The organism is Niveispirillum sp. BGYR6 (assembly GCF_027568365.1).
GTDB lineage: Bacteria > Pseudomonadota > Alphaproteobacteria > Azospirillales > Azospirillaceae > Niveispirillum.
Genome location: NZ_JANLNL010000001.1, coordinates 232,809 through 258,299, shown reverse-complemented (window position 1 = coordinate 258,299; position 25,491 = coordinate 232,809). Strand labels below are relative to the sequence as shown.

20 protein-coding genes are annotated in these 25,491 nt (G+C 62.5%); 8 read left to right on the top strand and 12 right to left on the bottom strand.

The annotated features are described in order from the left end of the window. Positions 1-147: 147 nt before the first annotated feature. From PCJ49_RS01040 to PCJ49_RS01030, 3 genes are all read left to right on the top strand, one after another. A complete protein-coding gene (locus PCJ49_RS01040) occupies positions 148-4,008 on the top strand; it encodes a flagellar hook-length control protein FliK (protein WP_269909308.1) in 3,861 nt (1,286 codons plus the stop codon). Positions 4,009-4,037: 29 nt separating this feature from the next. Continuing rightward, on the top strand, positions 4,038-4,778 hold the full coding sequence (locus tag PCJ49_RS01035; protein WP_269909307.1) for a flagellar hook capping FlgD N-terminal domain-containing protein: 741 nt from the start codon (positions 4,038-4,040) through the stop codon (positions 4,776-4,778). Positions 4,779-4,865: 87 nt separating this feature from the next. Then, positions 4,866-5,171, top strand: a complete 306-nt coding sequence (locus PCJ49_RS01030) for a DUF1153 domain-containing protein (protein WP_347710414.1) — start codon at positions 4,866-4,868, stop codon at positions 5,169-5,171. A 121-nt stretch (positions 5,172-5,292) separates the two neighbouring features. On the opposite strand, the gene PCJ49_RS01025 is transcribed toward PCJ49_RS01030, so the two are convergent. From PCJ49_RS01025 to PCJ49_RS01005, 5 genes are all read right to left on the bottom strand, one after another. Next, positions 5,293-6,498, bottom strand: coding sequence for a hypothetical protein (locus tag PCJ49_RS01025; protein WP_269909306.1), 1,206 nt, complete (start codon positions 6,496-6,498; stop codon positions 5,293-5,295). A gap of 143 nt (positions 6,499-6,641) precedes the next feature. Continuing rightward, entirely contained in the window at positions 6,642-8,069 is a 1,428-nt protein-coding gene (gene der, locus PCJ49_RS01020; RefSeq protein ID WP_269909305.1) for a ribosome biogenesis GTPase Der, read from the bottom strand. Positions 8,070-8,083: 14 nt separating this feature from the next. Beyond that, entirely contained in the window at positions 8,084-9,472 is a 1,389-nt protein-coding gene (locus PCJ49_RS01015; protein ID WP_269909304.1) for a PQQ-binding-like beta-propeller repeat protein, read from the bottom strand. Positions 9,473-9,492: 20 nt separating this feature from the next. Further along, positions 9,493-10,155, bottom strand: a complete 663-nt coding sequence (locus PCJ49_RS01010; protein ID WP_269909303.1) for a tetratricopeptide repeat protein — start codon at positions 10,153-10,155, stop codon at positions 9,493-9,495. 252 nt (positions 10,156-10,407) lie between these two features. Beyond that, positions 10,408-11,073 carry a response regulator transcription factor gene (locus PCJ49_RS01005; protein ID WP_269909302.1) on the bottom strand — a complete coding sequence of 222 codons (666 nt, stop codon included), beginning with the start codon at positions 11,071-11,073 and terminating at the stop codon, positions 10,408-10,410. A gap of 463 nt (positions 11,074-11,536) precedes the next feature. Between PCJ49_RS01005 and PCJ49_RS01000 the strand changes: the two genes are divergently transcribed. Then, positions 11,537-12,178 (top strand): helix-turn-helix transcriptional regulator, encoded by a 642-nt coding sequence (locus PCJ49_RS01000; protein WP_269909301.1) that lies wholly within the window; start codon positions 11,537-11,539, stop codon positions 12,176-12,178. A 39-nt stretch (positions 12,179-12,217) separates the two neighbouring features. On the opposite strand, the gene PCJ49_RS00995 is transcribed toward PCJ49_RS01000, so the two are convergent. Then, positions 12,218-12,916 carry a response regulator transcription factor gene (locus PCJ49_RS00995; protein ID WP_269909300.1) on the bottom strand — a complete coding sequence of 233 codons (699 nt, stop codon included), beginning with the start codon at positions 12,914-12,916 and terminating at the stop codon, positions 12,218-12,220. A gap of 668 nt (positions 12,917-13,584) precedes the next feature. After that, on the bottom strand, positions 13,585-14,304 hold the full coding sequence (gene otsB / locus PCJ49_RS00990) for a trehalose-phosphatase (protein ID WP_269909299.1): 720 nt from the start codon (positions 14,302-14,304) through the stop codon (positions 13,585-13,587). 924 nt (positions 14,305-15,228) lie between these two features. On the opposite strand from otsB, the gene PCJ49_RS00985 reads away from it, so the two are divergent. From PCJ49_RS00985 to rpsD, 3 genes are all read left to right on the top strand, one after another. Next, positions 15,229-17,601: a Tex family protein gene (locus PCJ49_RS00985; protein WP_269909298.1), complete on the top strand. Its 2,373-nt coding sequence runs from the start codon at positions 15,229-15,231 to the stop codon at positions 17,599-17,601. Positions 17,602-17,694: 93 nt separating this feature from the next. After that, complete coding sequence (locus PCJ49_RS00980; protein WP_269909297.1) at positions 17,695-18,033, top strand: hypothetical protein; 339 nt, start codon at positions 17,695-17,697, stop codon at positions 18,031-18,033. 201 nt (positions 18,034-18,234) lie between these two features. Next, positions 18,235-18,849 (top strand): 30S ribosomal protein S4, encoded by a 615-nt coding sequence (gene rpsD / locus PCJ49_RS00975; protein WP_269909296.1) that lies wholly within the window; start codon positions 18,235-18,237, stop codon positions 18,847-18,849. 87 nt (positions 18,850-18,936) lie between these two features. On the opposite strand, the gene PCJ49_RS00970 is transcribed toward rpsD, so the two are convergent. Then, complete coding sequence (locus tag PCJ49_RS00970) at positions 18,937-20,634, bottom strand: methyl-accepting chemotaxis protein (protein WP_269909295.1); 1,698 nt, start codon at positions 20,632-20,634, stop codon at positions 18,937-18,939. A gap of 344 nt (positions 20,635-20,978) precedes the next feature. On the opposite strand from PCJ49_RS00970, the gene PCJ49_RS00965 reads away from it, so the two are divergent. Next, complete coding sequence (locus PCJ49_RS00965; RefSeq protein ID WP_089286941.1) at positions 20,979-21,425, top strand: DoxX family protein; 447 nt, start codon at positions 20,979-20,981, stop codon at positions 21,423-21,425. An 81-nt stretch (positions 21,426-21,506) separates the two neighbouring features. On the opposite strand, the gene PCJ49_RS00960 is transcribed toward PCJ49_RS00965, so the two are convergent. The 4 genes from PCJ49_RS00960 to PCJ49_RS00945 all read right to left on the bottom strand — a co-directional run bounded on the left by PCJ49_RS00960 (position 21,507) and on the right by PCJ49_RS00945 (position 25,440). Beyond that, positions 21,507-23,177 carry a CHASE3 domain-containing protein gene (locus tag PCJ49_RS00960; protein ID WP_269909294.1) on the bottom strand — a complete coding sequence of 557 codons (1,671 nt, stop codon included), beginning with the start codon at positions 23,175-23,177 and terminating at the stop codon, positions 21,507-21,509. 431 nt (positions 23,178-23,608) lie between these two features. After that, positions 23,609-24,046 (bottom strand): cupin domain-containing protein, encoded by a 438-nt coding sequence (locus tag PCJ49_RS00955; protein ID WP_269909293.1) that lies wholly within the window; start codon positions 24,044-24,046, stop codon positions 23,609-23,611. 54 nt (positions 24,047-24,100) lie between these two features. Beyond that, on the bottom strand, positions 24,101-24,490 hold the full coding sequence (locus PCJ49_RS00950) for a glyoxalase superfamily protein (RefSeq protein ID WP_269909292.1): 390 nt from the start codon (positions 24,488-24,490) through the stop codon (positions 24,101-24,103). After that, positions 24,487-25,440 carry a nucleoside hydrolase gene (locus tag PCJ49_RS00945; protein ID WP_269909291.1) on the bottom strand — a complete coding sequence of 318 codons (954 nt, stop codon included), beginning with the start codon at positions 25,438-25,440 and terminating at the stop codon, positions 24,487-24,489. The genes PCJ49_RS00950 and PCJ49_RS00945 overlap by 4 nt, the downstream gene beginning before the upstream one ends. Positions 25,441-25,491 lie beyond the last annotated feature (51 nt).

Sequence of the window (25,491 nt, the reverse complement as noted above, 5' to 3'; positions counted from 1 at the left end):
AAGCCTTGCCGGGGGACAGGGCAGTAACTACCGCCCGGCAGAACTGCCGAACGGGACAGACCCGCCGGCATATAGGCTTTCCAAGGCCCGCCGATTGGCACGCTGGCTGCATCCCTGTGAAGCCGACACCAGCGCAGGAAGCCCATCATGGACATCGCCAGCCTCTTCACCACCCCGACCGCACCCACCGGTGCCACGGTCGGCCTTGGCACAGCGGCAGGCGATAAGACGGCTGCAACGGGCAATGAGGCGGTTGAAAGCTTCAACCGCCTGCTGAAAGGCTTCCTGGATAATACCAGCACCACCGGCGGCACCGGCAGCGGTTCCAGCCTGCGCGCTGGTTCTGAAAAACTCGGGCTTGCGCCACCGGCTGATGCAACCGAAACGAATTCCGTGTTTCCGACAAGCCTGGAGGATGCGCCGGCTCTGGTGCCGACGGACACCGCCGCATTGCCATCGCAAATGCCCGCATCAACCGCCGAAATGCGCTGGCAGCAAGCGGGCCTGAACCTGCTGGCCATGGGCGAGGCGAGTGAAGCCGCACCAACGCTCAGCGATGAGGTAACCTCTTTTCTGAACGATCTCAGCGCCTTGATGCGGCAGCAGGGGGCATTCGCCGACAAAGCCGCGGCCAAGACGGGCCAGTCAGCCACCGCCGCCACGACGCTGCAGGACACCGCCGCCACGGGCGCGGGTGCCGCCGGCCCGGTTTTGGAGACCGTCGCCCTCCCCACCAGTACCAGCACGATAATCGGACTGCGTCCCGGTGTGGCCCCCTCCGCCACCGGGCCAAAGCTGGCAGCGGTGAGCCAGCATAGTGCGCCGATCCCTGTTGAGATCACCAGGGAACAGATCACCGTTGAAAGCATTGTGCAACGGGCACGCGCGCTGGTGGCCGGTACATCGGACGTCGAAGACGCCTCTCTCCCGACCGCCCAGCCTGGCAAGGCTGGCGCAGAGGTGAAAGAAGGTGAACTGAAGCCTACGCAGGCGACACCGGCAGCATCCGACAATGGGGTGATGCCCGTCCCCGTCATGGTGACAGCGCCGGCAACGACTATTGTGGAAACACCGGTTGGTGTCTCCAATGACGTGGCCCCAGTGGCGACAGGCAAGGCTGATGCAGCGCCTGTGGCCAGGCCGGCACCTGTGCCGGTGCCGCAGACGGTGGTGCTTGGCCAAGAGAAACCGATCATTCAAGCGGAACAGCCGGTGTCGGCCCCGGTCAAAGAAGCCAGTACAGCGGCAATGTCGGGACAGGAAATCCCCTTGGATCGGCCGGGTACGCCGGCCGCGACAGGGGCGGTTTCCGCACCATCGACCGTCACCCGCGGACAGCAACGGCCCGCCCCCCCGCCCGACGCCACGGGACCAGCACCCGCCATTATTGCCCCCAACACGGCAACGACAACGCAGCAGGGCACCACTGGCACCGCAGATCGTCCCCAGGCGGCCACATCACAGGTTCAGGCCACCGCCATCCCCGGCGAGCAGGAACGGCCAACGGCCCGCCCGGATATGGCGACGGCTACCGCCGCCGCCATGCCCCCCACCTTGCCCGTTGGCCAGCCGGACAATACCGCCCGTCCGCCCGAACCGTCGGCGGCACTGCCCCAGCCTGCACAGCCATTGACAGGGGCATCGGCGCTGAACCCCACCCGCGCTGCGGTGGCGGCGATGGGGCAGGAACGTCCCATCACCCCGTCAGACCAGCGCAGCCTGACCGGCGACGCAGCCGTGCCAGGCATTATGAAGCCCACAGCGGAGAATGAGCCAGCCTTGGTCAAGGCCACGCCGGTGAACAACGCCCCCGGTCAAGCCAGCCCACCGGCCACCGCCATGGCACCCGGCAGCACGGAGACCGCAGCGGCAGCACCGACCGGCCGGATTGTTCTGCCCGCGGGTATGCAGCCGGTTGCCCCCGGTGACCCGATCGCGGCTACAGCCCTGGCCGCGACGAAGCTGGCCCAGCCCGGACCGGCACAGCCCCAGGCAACGTCCCTGGGCACCGCCTTGGGCTCCGCCCCTTCCCCCCTCTCCCTGCAGGGGGATGTCAAAGCGGGTAACGGTTCTGCCATCGCACAGCCGATGACGGCCAGCACGACTGCGCCGACTTCCGGGATGGCATCCAAAACCACCATTGGCACCGACACTTCCCCCCTGCAGGGGGAGGTCAAAACGGGTAACGGTTCTGCCATCGCACAGCCGATAACGGCCGGCACGACTGCGCCGACTTCTGGGATGGCATCCAAAACCACCATTGGCACCGACACTTCCCCCCCGCAGGGGGAGGTCAAAGCGGATAACAATTCTGCCATCCCGCAGCCGATGACGGCTGGCACGACCGTGCCGACTTCCGGGACGGCATCCAGCAAGCTGGACCCGATCATCGGGCCTGCTTCAGCCCCTGCTTCCAATGGCATGACAGATAAGGCAGCACCGGCTGCCATCGCCGGGGTTAAGGCCGCGAGCGTTGCTGACACCCCGATTACAATGCCCCCGGTGACCACCGCTGCCACGACCGCAACACAAAGTGGCCCGACCACTCTGGCCGCACCACCGCAAATGACGGCGCAGCCGGTTGTACCGGAACAGACGGCATCAGCTTCCGCCGTTGCGGCAGCCCCACAACCCGCCGTGACAATCACGGCGCAAAAGACGGAAAGCCGAAAGGGCTCCATCCTTCAGCTTGATACGGCCCAGACACCCCCCGCCAGCCCCGTGAGCGGGCCCGCGCAGCAACCGACAATGAAGGATCAGCAGCCGGCAATTTCTGCCGCCCCGGTTAACAAGGGTGAGATGGAAATGCCGGCCTCCCCCGCCCCTGTCACCGTTGCCCGATCCGACCAGCCGGAAGTGAAAGGGCAGACAACCCCGCAACAGCAACAGCAGCAGCAGCAACCGGTGACCAGCGTCGCGCAACCGACGCCGAAAGCCATCAGCATCGCACCGGCCCCGGAAGTGGCAGCGGGTGACGTAAGCGTACTGGCCACCGCCGCAGCATCAACTGCCACCGCGCCGGATGATGAAACGGCGGCCACAGCAACAACCACAGCCGCCCCGTCAACCGGCCTCAACCGGCCGGTGGGCAACGGCATACGCCAGCAGGCCACCACCCCCGCCAACCGCCAGCAGGCTGAAACGGGGGCCGGACAGGCCGCAAAGGATGTGGCGGTGACGGAGCACGACAGCCCAGCCCCCCACAAGGCGGAGGTCAAGGAAGCCAGCAAGCAGCGCCGGATGCTGGCCCCCCAGCACACCGATCCCGACGCCATGACACGCCCAGCCATGGAGGCCGCCGCAGAGCGGCCGCAACAGGCAGCCCCACGTCCCGCCAGCGCCAGCCCGAGCGCCGTCGGTGCGGCTGATACCCTGCTGGCCCGCGCCGTCGGGGAGGCTGATGCCAGCACGGGGGGCGAGTTGGGGGCAGAACAACAGGGGGCACAGGGCCACGCCAGCACCCTGGCTGTGGAAGAGAGCAGCCTTAGCGTCGCCGCCGATGGCAGCAAGATCGGCACAACGGATTTCAGCCAGCATCTGAAGCAAGCCACGGCCCCCGGCGCCGCCCATCGCCCCGGGAGCAACCCGCCCGTCACCTATCAGGTGGCCGTGCAGTTGCAGCGGGCGGCCCAGGATGGGCATGATAAGATTTCCATCCAGCTCCGCCCCCATGATCTGGGGCGGGTCGATGTTCAGCTGGAATTCAACAATGATGGCAAGCTGCGGGCCAAAGTGACGGCGGACAGCGTCCAGACCCTGGAATTGCTGCAAAAGGACAGCCGTAACCTGGAAAACGCGCTGCGGGAGGCCGGGCTGAGCACCGATCAGAACAGCCTCAGCTTCTCCTTGCGCGATGATGGCGATCAGGCGCAACGCCAGCAGCAGGAAAAACAGCAGGACCAGAAGTCTGGCACGAGGTTTGCTAGTATTGAGGTTGAGGAAGATGGTCCGGCAATCCCTGCCTACCAGCCCATTGTTGGGCCGGGGCGGGTTGATGTCCGGATCTGATGAACCCCTGGTGGGAAAAAAGGTGACCGATGTCCATCTCCAATACAGCCAATGCGCTGAAAAACAGCGCCCCCGCGGCCAACGGCACGAAGAACCCTGCGACCACCAGCGCGGCCAATGCGCTGAAAAGCAGCACCACCGGGACCGGTTCTTCCGCCACCACCAACTCCCTGAAGGATCTTTCGCAAAATTACGAGACCTTCCTGCGGCTGTTGACGGCCCAGCTGCAAAATCAGGATCCCCTGCAGCCGCAGGACACGGCGGCCTTCACCAACCAGCTGGTACAGTTCTCCCAGGTCGAACAGCAGATCGCCTCCAACAAAAAGCTGGATGACGTCGTAAGTGCCATCAATAACGGCCAACCCAACCAGGCGCTGGGCTATCTGGGCAAGACGGTGGAAATCCAGTCAAATGGCTGGTCATTGCAGGATGGCAAGGCCCACCTGACCGTCAGCACCGACGTGCCGACCACCAGCTCCGTGCTGGAGATCAGCGACGGCAAGACCAACAAGCTGGTTCGCACGATTGAACTGGCGAAGAATGCCGGAACCCAGGATGTGGATTGGGATGGCAAGGATGCCAGCGGGAATCAGCTAAAAGACGGTACCTATGTCGCCAAGGTCAAGGCCGCAGGGCAAGACGGCAAGGCCATCGAAGCCCAGGTTCTGACCTTCGGCAAGGTAACGGGTGTCGATCTGACGGGGGGCGAACCCCATCTGATGTTGGGCACGCTGCCGATCAAGATGTCGAACGTCCTGTCCATTAAGTAATGGTAACCAAAGTTATTTTACAGCCTTTCACTGTTTGTTAATGGCGCCGACCTTATCGATGGGGGTACCCCGTTGTTTGAGGTCAACATGACCATTTTAACCCGCAACGGCGCGGACGAAGTTGCCGACGCCAGCCCCCAAGCCTCCAACGTCAGCAGCCTGACGCTGGACGATCTGCCGCCGCCTGACACACGCCGCTGGGTGATGCGCCGCAAGGCGGAAGTGGTGGCCGGCGTGCGTGCCGGCCTGTTGAGCTTCGCCGAAGCCTGTGCCCGCTACAGCTTGTCAGAAGAAGAACTGGCCTCCTGGCAACGTCTGATCGACCGCCATGGCGTGAAGGCCCTGCGCGTCACCCGCTTGCAGGATTATCGCCGCCCGGTGGGCATGGAGTAAGCGGCCGTCACGGCTCCACATTCATACGGATGATACCAATCTCGCTTGACCGTGACCGATCCAGGGAGATTTCGCGTTCCCTTATGCGCCAGGCGCTGCCATCCGGCGGCTTGGTATGAGTTCAGCGTAGATTATCGGCGATGCTGTGCAGACCATGGGCGCGCAGCACCGCCTCACGCTGACGCAGGCGGCGGCGTTCAATGGATTGGCGGGTCGCCTCCCCGCCCAGAATGGTGCCATCCTCGCCTGACAGGGCCATAACCAGCCGTTCCAGCAAGGCGGGATCACGGCTGGGGTCGCGGGTATCCAGCGGCTTATCCGCATTGATCTCCCGCAACAGGCGTTCGGCCAAGGCAGCCTGACTGAGCGGCAGATGCCCTTCCTGAATCAGCCGGGCAATCTGCTTCATGGCCGGGCTGGCCAGCGATTCACCTGCCCCCTTGCGGCACAGGACGATGTCGGCCAGCCGCAGCAACGCGTCACCCAAGGTGGGCTGCGGGGCCAGCAATTCCTGCACAACATCGGCAAAAATCAGCAGGTCGGCAAGAATGGCATCCACCTGGCGGATAAGCCCATTCTCAACATTCTCCCCCGCCAATATAGCCAGTGCCTCCACCTTGCCCAACAGGGAGCGGTAATCGAACAGCCAGATGCTGATCAGTGAATTCAGTACATAATCGTGCAAATCGAGTGAGGTGCGTTCCAGAATATGCTGGCTGAAGCCACCCAGATCCTTGCCCCGGAAATCAGGGTAAGAACTGCGCTCAGCGGCAAAGGCACGCGCCTTCTGCTGGGCCTGGGTGACCAGGCCATCCAGCAGGGTCAGGCGCTGTTTCGGGGTTTGCCCGGCCACGGGGGCCTGCACCCCGGCAACCCGGTGCAGGGCTGCATTCACCAGCCCCTGGGCATCCTGCAACTTGCGTATATGGCTGTAGCAATGCAGCAATTCGCTGGTGCCGATATTGTTGCGCTGAAGATAATCGCGCATCACCTGGCTGATGGTCCGGCGGCCTTCCGCCGTATAGAGATCTTCCAGCTGCTGGCAGAGCGCCACTTCCCCCACCGGTGTACACACCGTCAGGGGCTTCACCGTGCGCGGCGGGCGCGACTGCTCATACACCACCGTCTCAGAACCGACGCCGTTGACCAGCGTGCGCAGGCGGACAACCTTCACATCATGGGTTTTGTCGGTGATCAGCAGATGCCTGGCCTCGGCAATCGCATCTTCTTCCGTATCGCAGAGCATATGCAGCTGCCAGCGGTCCTCCGTTTTCAGGAAGACTTCGAAGGTAAGACGCTTGTTCCAGAAACCAAGACCGAAAAACATGAAAGCCCCCACGAACAGGCTTAGTCTATGGAATATAGATGGAGAGGCAATGCACTGTTGAGCACAGGATGAGTTCAAAAGAATAGCGGCGCCCCCAGGGAGGGAGCGCCGCGTCGGTAATATTGCTGAAAACCATTCCCGGCTTAATCAAAGGGATTGGAACTGCCCTTGCGCAGCAGCATCCGAATGGGGATGCCCGGCAGATCGAAACTCTCCCGCAGCCCGTTCACCAGATAGCGGGAATAATTTTCCGGCAGGTCGACCGGCTTGCTGACGAACAGGGCGAAGGTGGGCGGCCGGCTCTTCACCTGGGTCATATAGCGAATCTTCAGGCGGCGGCCATCCACCAGCGGCGGCGGATGCGATTCCGTCATCCCCGCCAGCCAGCGATTCAGCTGAGAGGTGGGGATACGCCGGTTCCAGACGCCATAGGTGGTCACCACGCAATCCAGCAATTCCGCCAGCCGTTGGCCCTTCAGGGCGGAAATGGTGACGGTGGGGATACCCTTCACCTGCGGCAGCGAGGTCTGCAGCCGGTCGGTCAGGCGGCGCAGGGCGGCATTCTTATCGACCACCGCATCCCATTTATTGAGCGCGATGACAAGGGCGCGCCCTTCCTCCACCACCAGCCGGGCGATGGTCAGATCCTGCTTGTCCAGAATGCCATCGGCATCCAGCACCAGCACCACCACATGGGCCATGCGGATGACGCGCAACGTATCCTGATTGGCAGCCCGTTCCAGCTTGTCGTCCACGCGGGCCCGCTTGCGCAGGCCGGCCGTGTCGACCAGCCGGACAGCCCGGCCCTTCCAGTTCCATTCCACCGCGATGGCATCGCGGGTCATGCCGGCTTCTGGCCCGGTCAGCACCCGCTCTTCCTGCACCAGCGCGTTCAGCAGGGTGGATTTGCCGACATTGGGGCGCCCGACAATGGCCATCTGCAGGGCCTTGGGCTCCGGCTCATCCGGCACATCGTCAGTCTTCTCCGCAGCGATGGCTTCAACCAGATCATCCTCGGGCAGGTCGTCTTCGACCTCCTCCTCCGGCACCGGTTCTTCCTTCGGCATATGCGGCAGCAGGGCATCGACCAGATCGGCCATGCCCTCGCCATGTTCGGCCGACAGCGGCACCGGCTCACCCAGGCCCAACTCATAAGCCTCGATCAAGCCGGGCTGGCTGGCCGCCCCCTCGCACTTGTTGGCCACCAGAATCGTCGGGGTCTTCACCCGCGCCCGCAGCCAGGCAGCAAAATGCTTGTCCATCGCCGTGACACCGGCGCGGGCATCAATCAGGAACAGGCAGACATCGGCGCGTTCGATGGCACGCTCGGTCTGGACGCGCATCCGCGCCTCCAGGCTGCCATCGAACACATCTTCCAGACCGGCCGTATCGACCACCGTGAATTCCAGCCCACCGACTCGGCCATCGGCCGCACGCCAGTCGCGGGTCACGCCCGGCGTGTCATCAACCAGGGCAATCTTCTTGCCGACCAGCCGGTTGAACAGGGTGGACTTGCCGACATTCGGGCGCCCGACAATGGCGACCGTCAGCCGGTGCGTGGCCTTTATCACTTAAAACACTCCAATTACTGATAGGCGACCACGTCGCCGTCCTCGGTGAGAATATACAGGGTCTCACCAGCAACGACAGGGGCCTGGATCGCAGGGCCGGGCAGCTCTGTACGCCGGATCACCTTGCCATCCGTCACCGACAGTTCCACCATCTGGCCGGTGCTGTTGGTCAGGATCAGGCGGCCACCGGCCACCAGCGGACCGGTCCACAGGATCGGGTCTTCCCGGTCCTCCGGATCTTCATAGCGATCCAGCTCGGCAATCCAGCGGACACGGCCATCCTTGCGGGTCAGCGCCACGACCTGGCTGTCATTGGTGGTGACGAACACCCAGTCGCCCACCACGGCCGGGGTGGTGATGCCGCCAATATCCTGTTCCCAGACGCGCTGGCCGGAGCGGATATCGATGGCGGCCATACGGCCGGAATGGCTGATGGCATAGGCCACGCCATCGGCAATCACCGGCAGGCCGCGAATGTCGGCCAGACCGGTCAGGTTCTCACCCCGGCGCACCGACGCCAGACTGTCCTGCCAGGCCTGTCGGCCATTTTCCACGCGCAGGGCGAAGACCTCGCCAGACGAATAGGGGACAATCGCCGTATCCCCCTCAATCGCGGCGGCAGAACCGCCCAGCAGGGCCGCCGGTTCCAGGAAGCCGGTATGATACCATTCCAGGGCACCGGTCTCCGCATTCAGGGCGATCAGCTGGTTATCCACCGCCGAGACGAAGACGCGGTTATCCACCACCGTGGGGGCGGAACGGATCGGACCGGCGATTCGCCGCCGCCAGACCACATCCCCCTTGTCGACATTCAGGGCCACCGCCTCACCAAAGCCATTGGTGGCGTAGAGGCGGCCATTGGCCACTGTCACGCCACCGCCAAAGGCTTCGCCATCCTGCTTTTCCCGCAGGATATTGCGGCGCCAGACGCGCGCCCCGCTCTTGGCATCAAAGGCGTGCAGGTCATAATCCGTGTCCAGCACGTAAAGCCGGCCATTGGCCACCACCGGGCCGGCCAGCAGACGCGCGCTGGAAGAGGAACCCTGGATGCTGGCCGACCAGACGCGGCGCAGCGGACCATTGCTCAGGGCCACATTACCGGGATAATGCGCCGGGTTGCCGCCGGGCTGCGCCCAGTCGGCATTGGCCTGGGCTTCCGGCAGGGCAACCGCCTGATCCGCCACCTGGGGGTCGACTTCCAACTGCTGCTGAAGCTGCAGCACGGAGATGCGGTTGCCGCCCAGCTTGGGGCCCTTATCCTCGCTGAACCAGTCGCCGATACCGCAGCCGGACAGCAGCAGACAGGCAAGCAAAGGCGCCGCCACCCGGCGGGCCATCACATAACGGGAAGACCGGGCGGAAGACGTGGCGCGCGGGGCGCCGAAACGGGTGCTGCTGACCATGATATCCTGGTTCTCGGGCGTCATTTCGGCGCCGCGAACAGCGCGGCGAGTTCGGTGGCACGGCTGCGCACGCCCTGCGGGGCCTGCGCATCCTCGGCAAGCTGCTTGAACAGCTGTTCGGCGCGGGCATTGTCGCCCGTCTTGGCGGCCAGCAGGCCGGCCAGTTCGGTGGCAGAGGCCCGCCAGGGGTTACCAGCCGTCAACAGCGGGGCAATGCGCTGGCCCAGCTTGGCCGGGTCGCCCGCATCCATCTGCAACTGCACCGACAGCAGGGTGGCCATATCGCGCAGCAGCGCGTCGCTCTCCCCGCTGCCGGCGATCTGGTCATACAGCGCAACCGCCTCGTCCCGCTGCCCGTTGCGGGCGCGCAGGCCCGCCTCATACAGGCGGGCGATAACGGCCTGGCTCTGCCCCAACTGGCTGGCAGCAGCGGCCAGCGCATCGCCAGCGACCTTCACGTCGGGCGCGCCTTCTTCCGGCCGGGCCTTGGCCAACGCCGCGCTCAGCACGGCGGTACGCTTCTCCATCTCATGGGCGCGCCACTCTTTCCAGCCTACATAGCCAGCCGTGGCCACCACGATCAGAACGGCCCCACCCACCACAGTCGCGCCATGGCGCTTCCAGAAGGAGACCAATTGATCGCGACGGAGATCCTCGTCAACTTCGCGAAAGATGTCGGACATGCATCACCCTCGGCCGGTCGCCGAACCGAATAAACAAAGGGGGGCGATACCAGACACCCCGCCCCGGGTCAAGGCGGCTGCCCCTTCCCTTCACCGCCCTTGCACGACCGGAACGGATAATCCCAGCGGCCAAGGCGGTGATAACAATACGATGCTTTCAGGCAATTGCGGGGCAAAAAGCGAATGAATGCCGGAAATCAGCGCTGCGCGGCAGGCTGAAGGCACGGATACAGATTATGGCGATAAGGCTGTTCAGTCGCCCACCGGTTCCGGTGGATTGAGGTTCAGCCAATCGGCCGCCACCATGGCCTGGGTCCGGTTGCGCACCCCAAGAGCCTTGAAAATTGCAGTGATATGGATTTTCACCGTTCCAACGGTCAAATCCAAAGCCTCTGCAATTTCGATATTGGAGCGCCCCTGGCGGATCATCACCAGGATTTCCCGCTGACGCGGCGTCAATTGCTTGCCCGCATCTTCACGGAAAAAGCCGGCTGGAACCGGGCCGGCGACGGTCATCAACGGTTCCCCGCCCGGACGCATCGCCACAACGGGCGGCACAAAGATGCCACCATCGGCCACCACCTGCAGGGCGTTGGCCAGTTCCGCATCCACATCGGTACGCCGGACGTAAGCCCGCGCGCCCTCGCCCAAAGCGGCGCGCATCCGCTCCGGATCATTCCCGCCCACAGCGATCAAAGGCAAAGCAGGACAGACAGCAACGAAATCCCTGATCGCCCCCCGTGACACCATGGTCATGGACAGGACAACAACATGGGCGTCCGGTTGCAACCCGGCCAAGGCACGCGCCTCCGCCAGATCCGCCACCTCATCCACACGGTCAGTGACACCGGCCCGCCGGGCAATCTGCCGTACCCGCTGGCAAAAGCCAGCCTCATGATCGATCAATAGAATACGCATTCGTTCCGACCCCTTGGGCCATCCCGCAACCTGTCATGGGTGGTGTGGGATGGCACAGACCCACTATACACGGGGTTTCGCGCTCCTACAATTTTATGCATCAGCAAAACGCAAAATCTTTGGGTGCAGCTTAAAAGCATCGCGCTCAACCATAACGAGCCGTTAACCGATTTTATCGGGAGACAGTGAGGATAGACAAATCTACGCCTAATGATAGTCCCGCGAATATCAATAAGCGTTAACCAAGATTAGATAGGCTCGAACGGGTTAGGTCATGAAACACGGCCTCCCTCATTTGCCCATCTTGCGGTGCTGGTTCTTAAAACATTCCATAGCCATAGTGTCATAAATATCGGGGATGTCATATGCAACCCGTCAACGGGCAAGCCGCAGCCCAGAAATCATATTATAGTATGAAAAAACAGAGGGAGACTCGATCTCAACAGGTTCGGGAATGCCGGATATGACGTCCCGTGTGGCCATTCTGGTTTCCAGTGAAGCCACCGATTCCGAATTGTCGGAAGGGCTGCGGGATCATGTCCTGGAGCTGTCACATTATCCAAGCGTGGGCGCCCTGCTGCAGGCGGCAGTTCAGCCCGATATCTTATTGATCGACCTACCCCATTTCAGCCTGCTGCGGGAGCGGGAGCCGGTGGCTTGCCTGCGCCTGTCACGGCGGGGACGAATCCTGCTGGTGCTGTCCCTGGCAGAAACGCTGGATGCCGCCCCCTTATTGCCCTTCGCTGATGCCTGGATTTTTACCGACAGTATCCGCGGCCGCGCCCGGCCGCTGGTCACGCTGGGGCGGGAGGCGCATACGGCCTTACCGCCCCAACTGCTCAGCCAGTCGGGAATCGATCAGATGCGGCTCCCCTTGCTGGATCGGCTTTCCCCGGCCGAACATCGGTGTCTGCTGGCGTTGGGGCAGGGATTGAACAACAGAAATATCGGCAAGGCACTGGGCTTGCCGGAAGCGACGGTCAAGTCGCTGGTACGATCAATGCTGAGTCGGCTGCATTTCCGCAACCGCACAGAAGCGGGCGTCTTTGCCGCCCGCAATCAGGGGGCGATTCAGTCGGCCGTGCAGGATCGTATTCTACATTGAGAAGCCCCCCGACACAGCCGGGGGGCGGAAACAGACGGGTCAGCCAGCAGCAGCCAGGGACGGGGTTTCGCCCACGACGCCGTTCAATTCCCCCCCGATCCCATTGTTCAGCGCCCAGATGGCCGCCTGGGTCCGGTTGGACGCATTGATCTTCCGCAGCAGGCTCTTCAAATGCACCTTCACCGTTGCTTCGGTGATGGAGAGCTGGTTGGCAATCATCTTATTGCTGTCACCGCTCAGCAGGCAGCGCAGAATCTGCACCTCACGCTGGGACAGGCCCTTGCGGGAGGTCGGCATTTCCGGGGCGGGTGCTGTGGATACCCGCCCGCTGATCAGCAGGGCCGCCAGATGGGTGGGGAACACCTTTTCCCCCAGCATCACCAGCCGCAGCGACTGGGTAAGAGCATCGGATGAAAGATCCTTCATCAGATAGCCATCAGCCCCCGCCTCCAGCGCGCTGGAAAGACGACGGGTGCAGAGTTCCGACGTCAGTACCACCATGCGCGCCTCCGGCAAGGCATGGCGCAAACGGCGCAGGGCTTCGGCTTCGTCATCAGCACCGGTGGCCAGATCCAGCAGCACAAGTTCCGGCCGGTGCCCCTGCTCGGCAACCAGGAGCCCTTCCCGCACATTGCTGGCCTCCGCCACGATCTGGAACGGCGACTCTTCCAGCAGGCGCTTCAGCCCTTCCCGGAACAGCTTGTTCGCGTCGATGAGAAACGTGCTGACATTGTCCATTGCCATCTCCTGCGCTTTTTGGTTCCCACCATTGGCGGGGTCCAGCCATGGCCTCCTCCATCCGGGAGTCTCTTCCGGTTCGCCGCCGTGAGGCCGATGCGCCCGGAGAGCCCAAATGAACGACCCTCTTTCGGATTGAACCTTACCCCGAAAAGCGCGGAACTGAACATCTCTCGAAGGCAGTAATTGCCGTCCGCTTTAGGCATATACCGTAAAATCAGCCCCATTTTTGTCTCAATCGACCACAATCCACCTGAAAGCAAATATGTAACAAGTACAAATCACCCCTTTAAAGACCGCGCCATAATTTTTCAGCGGCTTTCCCGATCCCGCTGGTTCGTCCTATAACGGCTTTCAACTTAACTAAATTGATTTGTTTTCTTAACCACAATTCAAAAAATGGGAGAAAACATAGCCGAACGCACCTTGATCTACATGATGGGATGGACACCGGCACGCCAGTGGCCCGAAGCCGGCCAAAAGCCGCCTATGACCCGCCATATTTCCGCCCCATCCGGGGGGCCTATACCCCTATACCTCCGGGGTAGACAGCCACCCGCTTGTGACTTTTTCGCGCCGCGATTTCGGGCGGCCCCCCGCCTGCCGGATAGGATTGCACCCCACAGAATGGGGGGAACGACAGAGAAAACGGGACCGCCCGCCCAGGTTCATCCTGCCGTTGCAGCCTGGCCGCGCACCGCCAGACGCTGCAACAGCAATTCCACGGCCGCAACGTCGGGAATATGCAGGGTAGCGGCAGTGGGACGGTCGCGTTCTCCCACCCGGATGCCCAGACCGGACGCCGCCACCGCCCGGAAACCATCCTCATCCGTCACATCATCCCCCAGAAACAGCGGGGGGTGGCCGGCCAGCAGATCGGCCAGCAGCCAGCTGATGGCCGATCCCTTATGCCAGTCCAGCACCGGCCGCAGCTCGTGCATCTCCTTGCCATCCATATGGCGCAGGGTGGGTTCGCCGGCCAGCACCTGCTCTACAATGGCGGCCACACGCGGCTTCTCCGCCGACGCCACCAGCCGCGTATGCACGGTGATGGCATAGCGTTTGGATTGCACAAAGGCGTTGGCGATGGGCGCCAGCCGGTTCTCCAGCTCTGCTGCGGCGCGCTGGATGGCAGCCCGGAAGGGCTCACCGGGCTGATAAAGCCGGTCGGGGGTGGCGATGTCCAACCCATGGCTGCCGACATAGATAATATTGTCGATGGCCACCAGCTGTCGCACGTCCGCCACATCGCGCCCGCTGACAATGGCCAGCGGATAGAGATCGGCCAGACGCTGCAGCAGCGCCCGCATGGCTGGGGCCAGGAAGGCCTGATCCGGACGATCAACGATGGGGGTCAGTGTGCCGTCATAATCCAGTAGAAGCGCCACAGGGCGTTTTGCCCCGCGTTCGAGTTCTGCGACATGCGCAATGGCACCCTCGACAGAACGCATATCTTGAGCGGTGGCAGCTGGCATGGATATCGACCCCCATCCTGGCATAACGGAAAATTCCTACGGTTTCAGAGGGACTTAAACCCCCTAACCGCCTGTCTGTTCCATCAGCCTGCCCCAGACCGGCACAAGATGATACCAGGATGTTAATCATATAAATGGCGACGGCCCCGTGAAGGGGCCGCCAAAACACTTGCCATTCCCAGCACCCGGGGGCATATTGTGCATCGCAGCACACGTGCTGCATGCCCTTTTCGGGCGTTTCCTCCCTAAACTCAGGCCGCTCCCGTAGCGGCCTTTTCTTTTTTCGGCCTTGGGGGAGCTTCCCAACCGGTCCTTGCCTTGCTGTGTGGGTTTGCCACTGGCGAAGCTTGTTACCGTATCGGGCCCTCGTGAGGACTATTTGTTTCAAATCACCCCGGCCGGTCAAGCCGTTTCGATCCAAACAATGCGGTCGGGGCGTCATTTCGCCACCGCGATCATACCGCTTTTTCGGTAAATGCTGCTGACGGGCTAAATAGGCCGCGCATAGGCAGGATTCTGCCGCCACCGGCATCGTACCGATAGCATGTCCCCGTCGCAGCTTTATACAATCCGAGGCAGCCTGTATCGGCACCCGGCATGGCCTCTCCACCCTGCGGACAAAAAAATCCCCGCAACCGACATGCGGTGCGGGGATGTTGAAGTTTAATAAGGGAGGAAACGCAACATGGTTGCGGGTGTCTTTATATCGGCCACAAACTAACAATCCGTTAACAGACCAATATATATCCAATATGTAACCTGCGTTCGGCGGTTGGCAGCCCTGCACCAGATGCGCTATGCAGCCTGCTTCCGGCCTGTCCCCGCTATCGAGACATCATGATCAGCATCGCCGCCCGCATCGCCCAGGAACTCTCCGCCCGCCCACAGCAGGTGGAAGCGGCCATCGCCCTGCTGGACGAGGGCTCGACCGTCCCCTTCATCGCCCGTTACCGCAAGGAAGTGACCGGCGGGCTGGATGATACGCAGCTGCGCACTCTGGATGAGCGGCTGCGTTACCTGCGAGAGTTGGAGGAGCGCCGCGCCACCATTCAGGCCAGCATTACCGAACAGGGCAAGATGACCCCCGATCTGGAAAAGCAGATCGCGGAGGCGGACACCAAGACCCGGCTGGAAGACTTGTACCTGCCCTATCGCCCCAAGCGCCGCACCAAGGCGATGATCGCGCGGGAGGCGGGGCTGGAACCGCTGGCCGATGCGCTGCTGGCCGACCCGACCCTGGCGCCGGAGACGGAGGCCGCTCGCTTTGTCGATGCCGAAAAGGGTGTGGCCGATGTGAAAGCCGCCCTGGACGGGGCGCGTGCCATCCTGGTGGAACGCATGGGCGAGGATGCCACCCTGGTCGGCCGCCTGCGCGAGTTCGCCCAAAATCAAGGCGTGCTGGCCGCCAGTCTGGTGGAGGGCAAGGCCGATGAAGGGGCCAAATTCTCCGACTATTTCGCCTTCAGCGAAGCCTTATCCAAGATCGCCTCTCACCGCGCGCTGGCCCTGTTCCGGGGCCGCGCCGCCGGCGTGCTGGATTTGAAGCTGGCGGTGGGTGAGGATCAGGCCGCCACCGGTGGCCCGCACCCGGCAGAGCAGATGATTGCCGCTGCCTTTAATATAACGGATCGCAGCCGGGCGGCGGATCGCTGGCTGCTGGATACCTGCCGCTGGGCCTGGCGCACCAAGATCGCCCTGCATATCGAACTGGACCTGATGAATGTGCTGCGGGAAAAGGCGGAGGATGAGGCCATCCACGTCTTTGGCCGCAATCTGAAGGATCTGCTGCTGGCCCCGCCCGCCGGCCAGCGTTCCACCCTGGGGCTGGACCCCGGCATCCGCACGGGTGTGAAGGTGGCGGTGGTGGATGCCACCGGCAAGTTGCTGGACACCACCGTGATTTATCCGCACGAGCCCAAGCGCGATTGGGAAGGCTCCCTGGCCGCACTGGGGGCGCTGGTGATACGCCATGATGTGGACCTGATCGCCATCGGCAACGGCACCGCCAGCCGGGAGACGGACAAGCTGGCCGCCGACCTGATCGCCCGCCTGCCGGATGTGAAACTGACCAAGGTGATGGTGTCGGAGGCCGGCGCCTCCGTCTATTCCGCCTCGGAAGTGGCGGCGCTGGAATTCCCCAAGCTGGATGTTTCCCTGCGCGGGGCCGTCTCCATCGCAAGGCGTCTGCAAGACCCGCTGGCCGAACTGGTGAAGATCGACCCGAAATCCATCGGTGTCGGCCAGTATCAGCATGATGTCAGCCCGGCCAAGCTCTCGCGCACCCTGGATGCGGTGGTGGAAGATTGCGTGAATGGCGTCGGCGTGGATTTGAACACCGCATCGGTGCCGCTGCTGGCCCGCGTTTCCGGCCTGTCGGAAAGCGTGGCCAAGAATGTCGTCACCTTCCGCGATGAAAAGGGCGCCTTCCGCTCCCGCCGGCAATTGCTGGATGTACCGCGCCTGGGGCCGAAAGCGTTTGAACAGGCCGCCGGCTTCCTGCGCATCCGCGATGGGGAAAACCCGCTGGATGGTTCGTCGGTCCACCCGGAAGCCTATCCGGTGGTGGAACGCATCCTGAAGAAGACCGGCCGCCCGCTTTCCAAGCTGATCGGTGATGTTGCCTTCTTGCAATCGCTGGACCCGGCGGATTTCACCGATGAGAAATTCGGCATCCCCACCGTCACCGACATTCTGAAAGAGCTGGAGAAGCCCGGCCGCGACCCGCGCCCGGAATTCAAGACCGCCCAGTTCAAGGATGGGGTGGAGGAGCTGAAAGACCTTCAGCCCGGCATGGTGCTGGAAGGGGTGGTCACCAACGTCACCGCCTTTGGTGCCTTTGTCGATGTCGGCGTGCATCAGGATGGGCTGGTTCATATCAGCCAGCTGTCGCACAGCTTCGTGAAAGACCCCCATGCGGTGGTGAAGGCCGGCGATATCGTCAAGGTCAAGGTCATGGAAGTGGACCTGAAGCGCAAGCGCGTGGGCCTGACCATGAAGCTGGATGAGCGCCCCGCCCCCGCCAAGCCCGCCACCGGCCAGCCGCAACGTCCGGAACGGCGTGATGATCGCCGCGACGACCGGCGCGGCCCGCCGCCGTCGCAGGCCCCGCGCAACAATGCCCCGCCGCCGAAGCCGAAAGCCGCCCCTGCCCCGGAAGATAATGCCTTTGCCGCCGCCTTCCTGGCCGCCAAGGCAAAGACCAAGCGCTGACCGCGACGCCCCGCATCCGCCATAATTCAGGGGGCAAAACCCAAGGGGTTTACCACCTGGATTATGGGGATGGGGACGATGCGGGGATGGGGGATGTTGCCGGTTCTGCCGGCGCTGTTGCTGTTGGGCGCCTGCGGGTCGGCACCCCCTGCCCCGCCGCCGGCAAAGGCAGCCCCACAACTGCCCCTGACCGTGGGTGGCGGCAAGGGCAGCCAGCGGGGCAATTACCCCACCTTCGTAACCGGCGACATCCATGACAGCCCGGATGGCCCCTGTGCCGTTTACGCCTGGGACCGGATGTTGCGCGGCGGACAGGTAGTGCGCTACCTCTCCGCCGCCTGCCCCTATCCGGGCCGGCCCGGCTATTTCCGCATGGTGGAACTGGGCCGCGTGCTGCTGCCGCCGGGTGAAAGCCCGCTGACGGCGGAATGATGACCAGGGTTGCAGGCGTGCCCCCAAACCGGGTTTGACAGGGGCCGCCTGATCCAATATACCCCCCGAATTCCTGGGAAGGCGGGTGCCGGCGGTTCGGCGCCCCGTCCCCGTTTTTGTCTTTTCCAACCGGTGAAGGCAAAGGGCGGGGAACTACCGGGACAACAAGCCGCCAATCATGGCGGTGCCGTGGAGTTTGTTATGAGCAAGCGTCAAGAAGCCAAGTACAAGATTGACCGCCGCTTGGGCGTGAACCTGTGGGGCCGTGCCAAGTCCCCGGTCAACAAGCGTGAATATGGCCCCGGCCAGCATGGTCAGCGCCGCAAGAAGCCGTCCGATTACGGCCTGCAGCTGATGGCCAAGCAGAAGCTGAAGGGCTATTACGGCAATATCGGTGAGAAGCAGTTCCGCAAGCTGTACCAGGAAGCCGTTCGTCGTAAGGGCGATTCGGGCGAGAACCTGATCCAGCTGCTGGAACGCCGCCTGGACGCCGTTGTCTACCGCATGAAGTTTGCGCCGACCCCGTTCTCCGCCCGCCAGATCATCAACCATGGTCACATCCTGGTGAATGGCAAGCGCCTGAACATCCCCTCCTACCAGGTCAAGGACAATGACGTGGTGGAAGTGCGGGCCAAGGCCAAGAACTTCGCCCTGATCATGGAATCCATCCAGTCCGGCGAGCGTGACTTCCCGGATTACGTGACCGTCGACACCGGCGCTTTCAAGGGCACCTTCCTGCGCGCCCCGGGCCTGTCGGACGTTCCGTACCCGACCCAGATGGAACCGAACCTGGTCGTGGAATTCTATTCCCGCTAAGGTTCATTCCAGCCGGAATGAGCAAGGCCGCGCCCGAAAGGACGCGGCCTTTTTCTTTTCGATCAAACGGGGCTGTTTAACAGCGCTTCACGCCGCCTTGGCGCCATTCACCTCGTCCATGGCGTGGCGCACCACCTGCACCAGTTCATGGCGCAACGTGGCGATTGAGCCGGACACAGCGCGGCTGGCATCCAGCATGGCCCCGGCGCGGCTGCCGCTTTGTTTGGCTTCCTGCGACACCTCCCCGATGCGGCTGGATACTTCGCGGGCGGCATCGGCAGCCTGCAGCACGTTACGGCTGATCTCTTGCGTGGCGGCACCCTGTTCTTCCACGGCAGCGGAGATGGAATGGGTGATCTGGCTCATCTCCCCGATGGTGCCGCCCATTTCCTGCACGGCGATAACCGCGCTGTCGGTGACAATGCGAATATCAGCCAGCTGCTGGCTGATCTCCTCTGTCGCCCGCGCCGTCTGGTTGGCCAAGGCTTTGACCTCAGCGGCCACCACAGCGAAACCCTTGCCGGCTTCCCCCGCGCGGGCGGCCTCAATGGTGGCATTGAGCGCCAGCAGGTTGGTCTGGCCGGCAATCTGGTTGATCATGTCGGCGACATCGCCGATACGCCCCACAGCTTCGGCCAACCCGCCGATTGCTGTCCGGGCGCGGACCCCGATTTCCTCGGCGCGCCGGCTGACCTGGCCGCCATGGCTGACCTGCTGGGCAATCTCCCGGATCGACATGGACAGTTCTTCCGCTGCCGAGGCAACGGTTTCGGCATTATGCAGCGCCTGGGTAGCGGCAGCCGCCACATTCTGGCTGTTCTGCGCCACCAGGCCGGCGGAGTCGGCCACCGCCCCGGCATGGTTTCCCATGCTGTCGGTCTGGCGTGCCACCTCGCCCACGGCACGGTCGGCCTCGCTCTCCACCTTGGCCGCCATGGCTTCCAGGGCGGCGCGCTTCTGCCGCTCGGCCGCTTCACGTGCCAGTTCCTGCTGCTGGCGCAGGCGCTGCGCGTCGGCGCCATTTTCCTTCAAGACATCCACCGCCCGCGCCATCTCCCCAATCTCGTCAGCGCGCCCGGTGTCGGAAACAGTGACGCTGAAATCCTGCCCGGCCAGCACCCGCAAGGTACCCGTCAACCGGTCCAGCGGGCGCAGCACACGGCGCTGCACCGTTAATACGCCAATGGCAAAGGCCAATAACCCGGCACCCAGCATGGCCTTGCCGATCAGAATGGCTTTCAGCCCATCATTATGGCTGTCCTGATAAACGGTACCGGCGACTGAAACCTGCAGGCTGGTCAGTGCCCCGATATTATTCGTCAGCGGGTCAATCGACTGATAAAGCCGGTCCCGCACAAAGCGGGACAGCGCCTCTCTGTCCCCGCTCTGCAGGATGGCCATCAGTGTAGCCACCGCCGCGTCAGCTGGCCCCATGGTCACCATGGTCTGATCCACCAGCTGCTTTTCTTCCACCGTCAGTTCCGTGGACAGATAGGCGTTCCAGGTCTCATGGATACGCTGTTGAGCGCCGGTGACCGCCGCCAAACCATCCTGCCAGCCCATCCCGCCATTATTCACCTTATGCGTCGCATCCACGATGGAGACAGCATAATCATCGGAAACACGCTTCAACTGCTCCAACGGCACCACACGGTCGACATAGACCGTGCTCAGCCCCTTATCCGCATTCTGAATGGCAGCGATATTGATGAGGTTGGAAAGCAGTAAAGCTCCCCCAAGAACGGCCATAACTGCCAGCAATGTGCGTTTTATGGTTACTTTCATCTCGGCACCCCGAATGATCGAGTACCCGGCCGAACATGATGTGTCAGCCGATGTCATGGACTTATCAATTATTCAATAGGCAACAAAATGTAACATATACGTTAGTATGCAATTATTGATATTTATCAAGAAAAATAGGTTTAAAAGCAGAAACTGTATTTAAATCAGAGACATACTGCCAGCTCACCGCGGCAGAAATGGCAAGGGCAAAAGGATAGTTGCGAAAATCAGGACAATGTTTTCTGATATTGCTGAATTGTTTCACAGCCTGTCTGGCAATAGCTTTCCCCCATCAGCGGACGACGCCGCACACGGCCCCGCTTCCCGGAAAAAGGATCGCCATCATGATCGGCTTCAACAAAATCTCTGACTTCATCCCTGTCATCGGCCGCGTTCTGCTCTCGGCCATTTTCCTGACCAGCGGCTTGGGCAAGCTGCTGGCGTGGGATGCTTCGGTGGGCTATGTCGCCACGGCGGGCCTGCCGCTGCCGTCCGACCTGTTGCTGGCGGCAGCGGCGGTGACGGAGATTGTCGGCGGCACAATGGTGCTGCTGGGCTTCCAGGCGCGGTTGGGCGCCCTGGCGCTGGCCGGTTTCTCCATCCTGACCGCCATGCTGTTCCATAATTACTGGGCGCTGGCCGATGCCCAGGCCGCCTATGTGCAACAGATCATGTTCTGGAAGAACATCGCCATGGCCGGCGGTTTCCTGCAGATCGTGGCCTTCGGCGCCGGCCCCTTTGCGCTGGACAATGCCGAACCGGTCAGCAATCACCAGACCGCTGCCATCTGAACCATTTGAAGAGCCAAGAAGGGGGATGCGGCGTTGACCGCATCCCCCTTCTTGGCGTGTCACGATCCATCCGGGCCAGGATCAGGCGGCGCGCACCGTGGAAATGAAGTTCTCCACCTCATGGCGCAGGACTTCCGCTTCCTTTGAAAGACCATTGGCCGATCCCAGCACCTGGGTGGCGGCCGATCCTGCCTCAGCTGCGGCCTGGCTCACCCCGGTGATGTTGGAATTCACCTCATAGGTGCCATGGGCCGCCTGCTGCACGTTGGAAGAGATTTCCCGCGTTGCCGCCCCCTGCTGCTCAATCGCCGCCGCAATATTGCCGGCAATCTCATTCAGGCGGGCGATGGTTTTCTCCACCCCTTCCACGGCGGATTTGGCGCCGCCCGTGGCCGCCTGAATTTCGTTGACCTTCGCCTGGATATCCTCGGTGGCGCGGGCAGTCTGGGTGGCCAGCGCCTTCACTTCCGACGCCACCACGGCAAAGCCCTTGCCAGCATCACCGGCGCGCGCCGCCTCGATGGTGGCATTCAGAGCCAACAGGTTGGTCTGGCTGGCAATCTCATTGATCAGCTTAACAATGTCGCCAATCTGCTGGGCGGCGAGCACCAGCGCCCCCATCGTATCGGAGGTGCGCTTGGTCTCCGCCACCGCCTGATTGGCGATCTGGGTAGAATTGGCCACCTGCCGCCCGATCTCCTGGATGGAAGAGGAGAGTTCTTCCGTGGCGCTGGCCACCGTCTGAACATTCGCAGAAGCCTGTTCAGAGGCCGACGCCACCACCATGGCCTGCCGGCTGGTTTCTTCCGCCGTGCCCGACATGGCCGAAGCCGTGGCCTGCATCTCTGTCGCGGCAGAGGCCACGGTTTCCACCACGCCCTTCACCCGTGCTTCGAACGCATCGGCAAGCTTCAACATGCCGGCCCGGCGTTCGGCCTCGGCAGTGGCCTTCAGCTTTTCCTGTTCGGCCTGCAGCCGGTCCATCTCAATGGCGTTTTCCTTGAACACCTGCACGGCCAGTGCCATCTTGCCGATCTCATCCCCCCGGTCACGATAAGGCACCTGCACGGTTTTATCGTTGGCGGCCAACGCCCGCATCACATCGGAGATGCCGGTGATGGGCAGGCTGAGACCGCGCGCCAGCAGGAAGCCCAGCAAGGCCGAGAGAAGAGCCGCCGCGATCATGCCCACCCAGGTCGCAGTGCTTGAAGCCGAGATCGCGCCATCCTGTTCCGCCGACCTTGTCTTCAGCAGGTCGCTTTCGACGCTTCGTGTTTCTGCGGCGATGCGGCGCAACGCGTCGAACGAGGCTTTGCCGGCCCCGCTGGCTTCCATCTCACGTGCCGCCTGAACGGTGGCCGCGTCGCCCATCAGAGCAATTTCCCGCTCGGCCACATTATTTTGCCATTGGTCGATGGCGGCTTTCAGATCGTCCAGGCGCCGCTGCTGGGCGGCATTGTCCGCCGTCAGTTCCTTGGCCTGCTGCCAGGCCTCCGCCACCCGCTTGCGCCCACCGTAATAGGGTTCCAGAAATTCCTTCTTGCCTGCCAGCAGATAACCGCGCAGGCCGGTTTCCTGATCCACCATGCCGGCGACAACATCGTCGATGCGTGCCAGAACCTTATAGGTGTGCGTGTTCCATTGGCTGGTCTTCGCCACCACCGCAATCTGCGTGTTGAGGTAAAGCCCCATCAACAGGATGACAACCAGGACGCCTGCAAAGGAAAGGCCGATCCTGGTTTTGACTGACATATTGTTTGCGAATGATAACATTGCGCACCCTTTGGATTTTCTAATCGACGAACGAAGGACAAGCGCAGTCTTAAGGCGGATTATTTTCATCAGAAAAATAACCGCACGACTGGCTTTTGAAAAACCCTACGTCCGTATTCTAAATTCGGTCAACATGACCTTACGCATACAAATATTTTCCCTTCCAATAGCATGGAGGATTTATATTATTTTTACCTTGTTCTTGATCGACAGAAACATGTCAGAATTTTCTGACAAGCCCCTGTTATTGCATCATTTTTTCAAGATTCATTTCCCCCGATACCGGTCATGGCTGTGCCATGGCCGGTATCATAATCCCCCCCCGTAACCTGTCGGATAGATAGGGCTGCTTCCCAGGCTGCGGCACCATCGGCCAGACGCCGAGGCGCAGAAAAAGGCGGTGAGGGACATCAATAATGCCCGTCACCGCCTTGCTTCTTTTCAACCCGCAACTGACCTTCCGCCCCCAGATAGATCGCCAGAATCCTCACCGGCTCCCGCCCCTCATTGCGGCCATTATGCCAGACGGAGATTTCCACGAAGGCCTCACCCGCCTTAAACACCCGCGGTGCCATGCCCTCGGCGGAGACCGTCACCTCGCCGGAAACGATGTAGCCCACCACCGGCATCGGGTGACGGTGCAGACCGGTTTCCCCGCCGGGGGCCAGTTCCACCATCAGGGCGGTCAAATGGGCATCACCGGTGGGATAGCGCAGCGGCACCCCATCCCCCAAGGTCTTCGTGTCCAGCAGCGATGTCGCCGTCAGCCCCGTTGCGTCACCCGCATAGGCCGGGAACGTCACCGCCAGCAAACTGGCGGCGGCGATAATAGAAATCGACTTCATCATTCCCCCCTATTCTTTGCGGGGAGAGAATGAAGCAACGGATACCGATTGCAACCCTTAGTCTTCTTCCGGCAATTCCAGAAAACGCATACGGTTGCCAAACGGATCGGTGACCTGAAGCATCAGCATGTCTTCCAACATATCCAGGTCTGGCTTCATATAGCGATATTCCTTTTCCGCCAGTTCCTGCTGAAAGGCCCGGACGCCGGTCATGTAGACCACCATGTTCCCGCCCGGCGTGGCATCGCCCACATGTTCGGACAGGTGCAGCCGCAGGGGGCCGCGCGATACCTGGCAATAAAGCGGGAAATTGTCGCCGAACCGATGTTCCCAATCCAGCGCAAAGCCCAGAAAATCCAGATAAAACTCCCGTGCCTTGGCCACATCAAAGATGCGGACAATCGGTACGGCCGGTTCAAAAAGGATGGGTTCCGGGCTCTCTGTCATGGCTCCCCCAATGCCTGGAAGAACCGGTCGAAGAACGCAGCCGGATCGGGCACGCGCAGCATGACGCGCACCGACCCGGCCGGGTCCGGCACGCGCAGGCAGGCACCTGCACCGGCCCCGGTTGTCGTCACGGTCACCTGGGATTGCTCCCCTTCGAACAGATCGGGATGCAGCAGATTGGCCAGCACCGTCATGTCATGCTGGAAGGCGCCATCGGCGCCGAATTTCGGCCGGTCCAGATGAGCGGCGGCGTCCAGCATCAGCGCCACCTCTTCCCCATAACGCGGCAGGGCGCGGGCACGGGCCAGCCGGTCGGGCGTGCTGACCAGCTGATGGGTCAGATCCAGTGGCATCAGGGTGATGGGGATGCCGCTGTTCAGCACCTGCTGGGCGGCCAGCGGGTCCATATAGAAATTGAACTCAGCCCATTCGGTGATATTGCCCCGCCGCACATGGTTCGGCGGCAATGGAGCACAGGAACCGCCCATCACCGCCAGATGGCCGATACGGGCAAAGGCATCCGGTGCGCGTTCCAGCAGACGGGCCAGATTGGTCAGCGGGCCGGTGGCACAGATGGTCAGGCTGCGCGGCGGGTGGCTGCGCAGCGTATCGGCCATCCAGCCCACCGCATCATAGGAGGCCGGCTTGCGGGTGGCCGGCGCCAGCACCAGGGCCCCCAAGCCGCTTTCGGCAAAGGCGCCATCGCCGGCCGGCGGCTCCGCCCGGCCCAGCGGCGCCTTTTCCCCGGCATGGACAGGAATGGCAGGGGCATCCAGATGGTCCAGCAAGGCCAGGGCATTTTCCGTGGTGCGGGCCAGCGCCACATTGCCATGCACCGTGCAGATGCCCAACACCTTCACCCGGTCCGGCACGGCCAGCGCCCACATCCAGGTCAACAGGTCATCGGTGCCGGGATCGCCATCAAGGATCAGGGGAAGCAGGTGGGTCATGGTGCCGGGGTCCGGTTGCGGATCAATCGCCGGCACCATAGAACGGGCGGC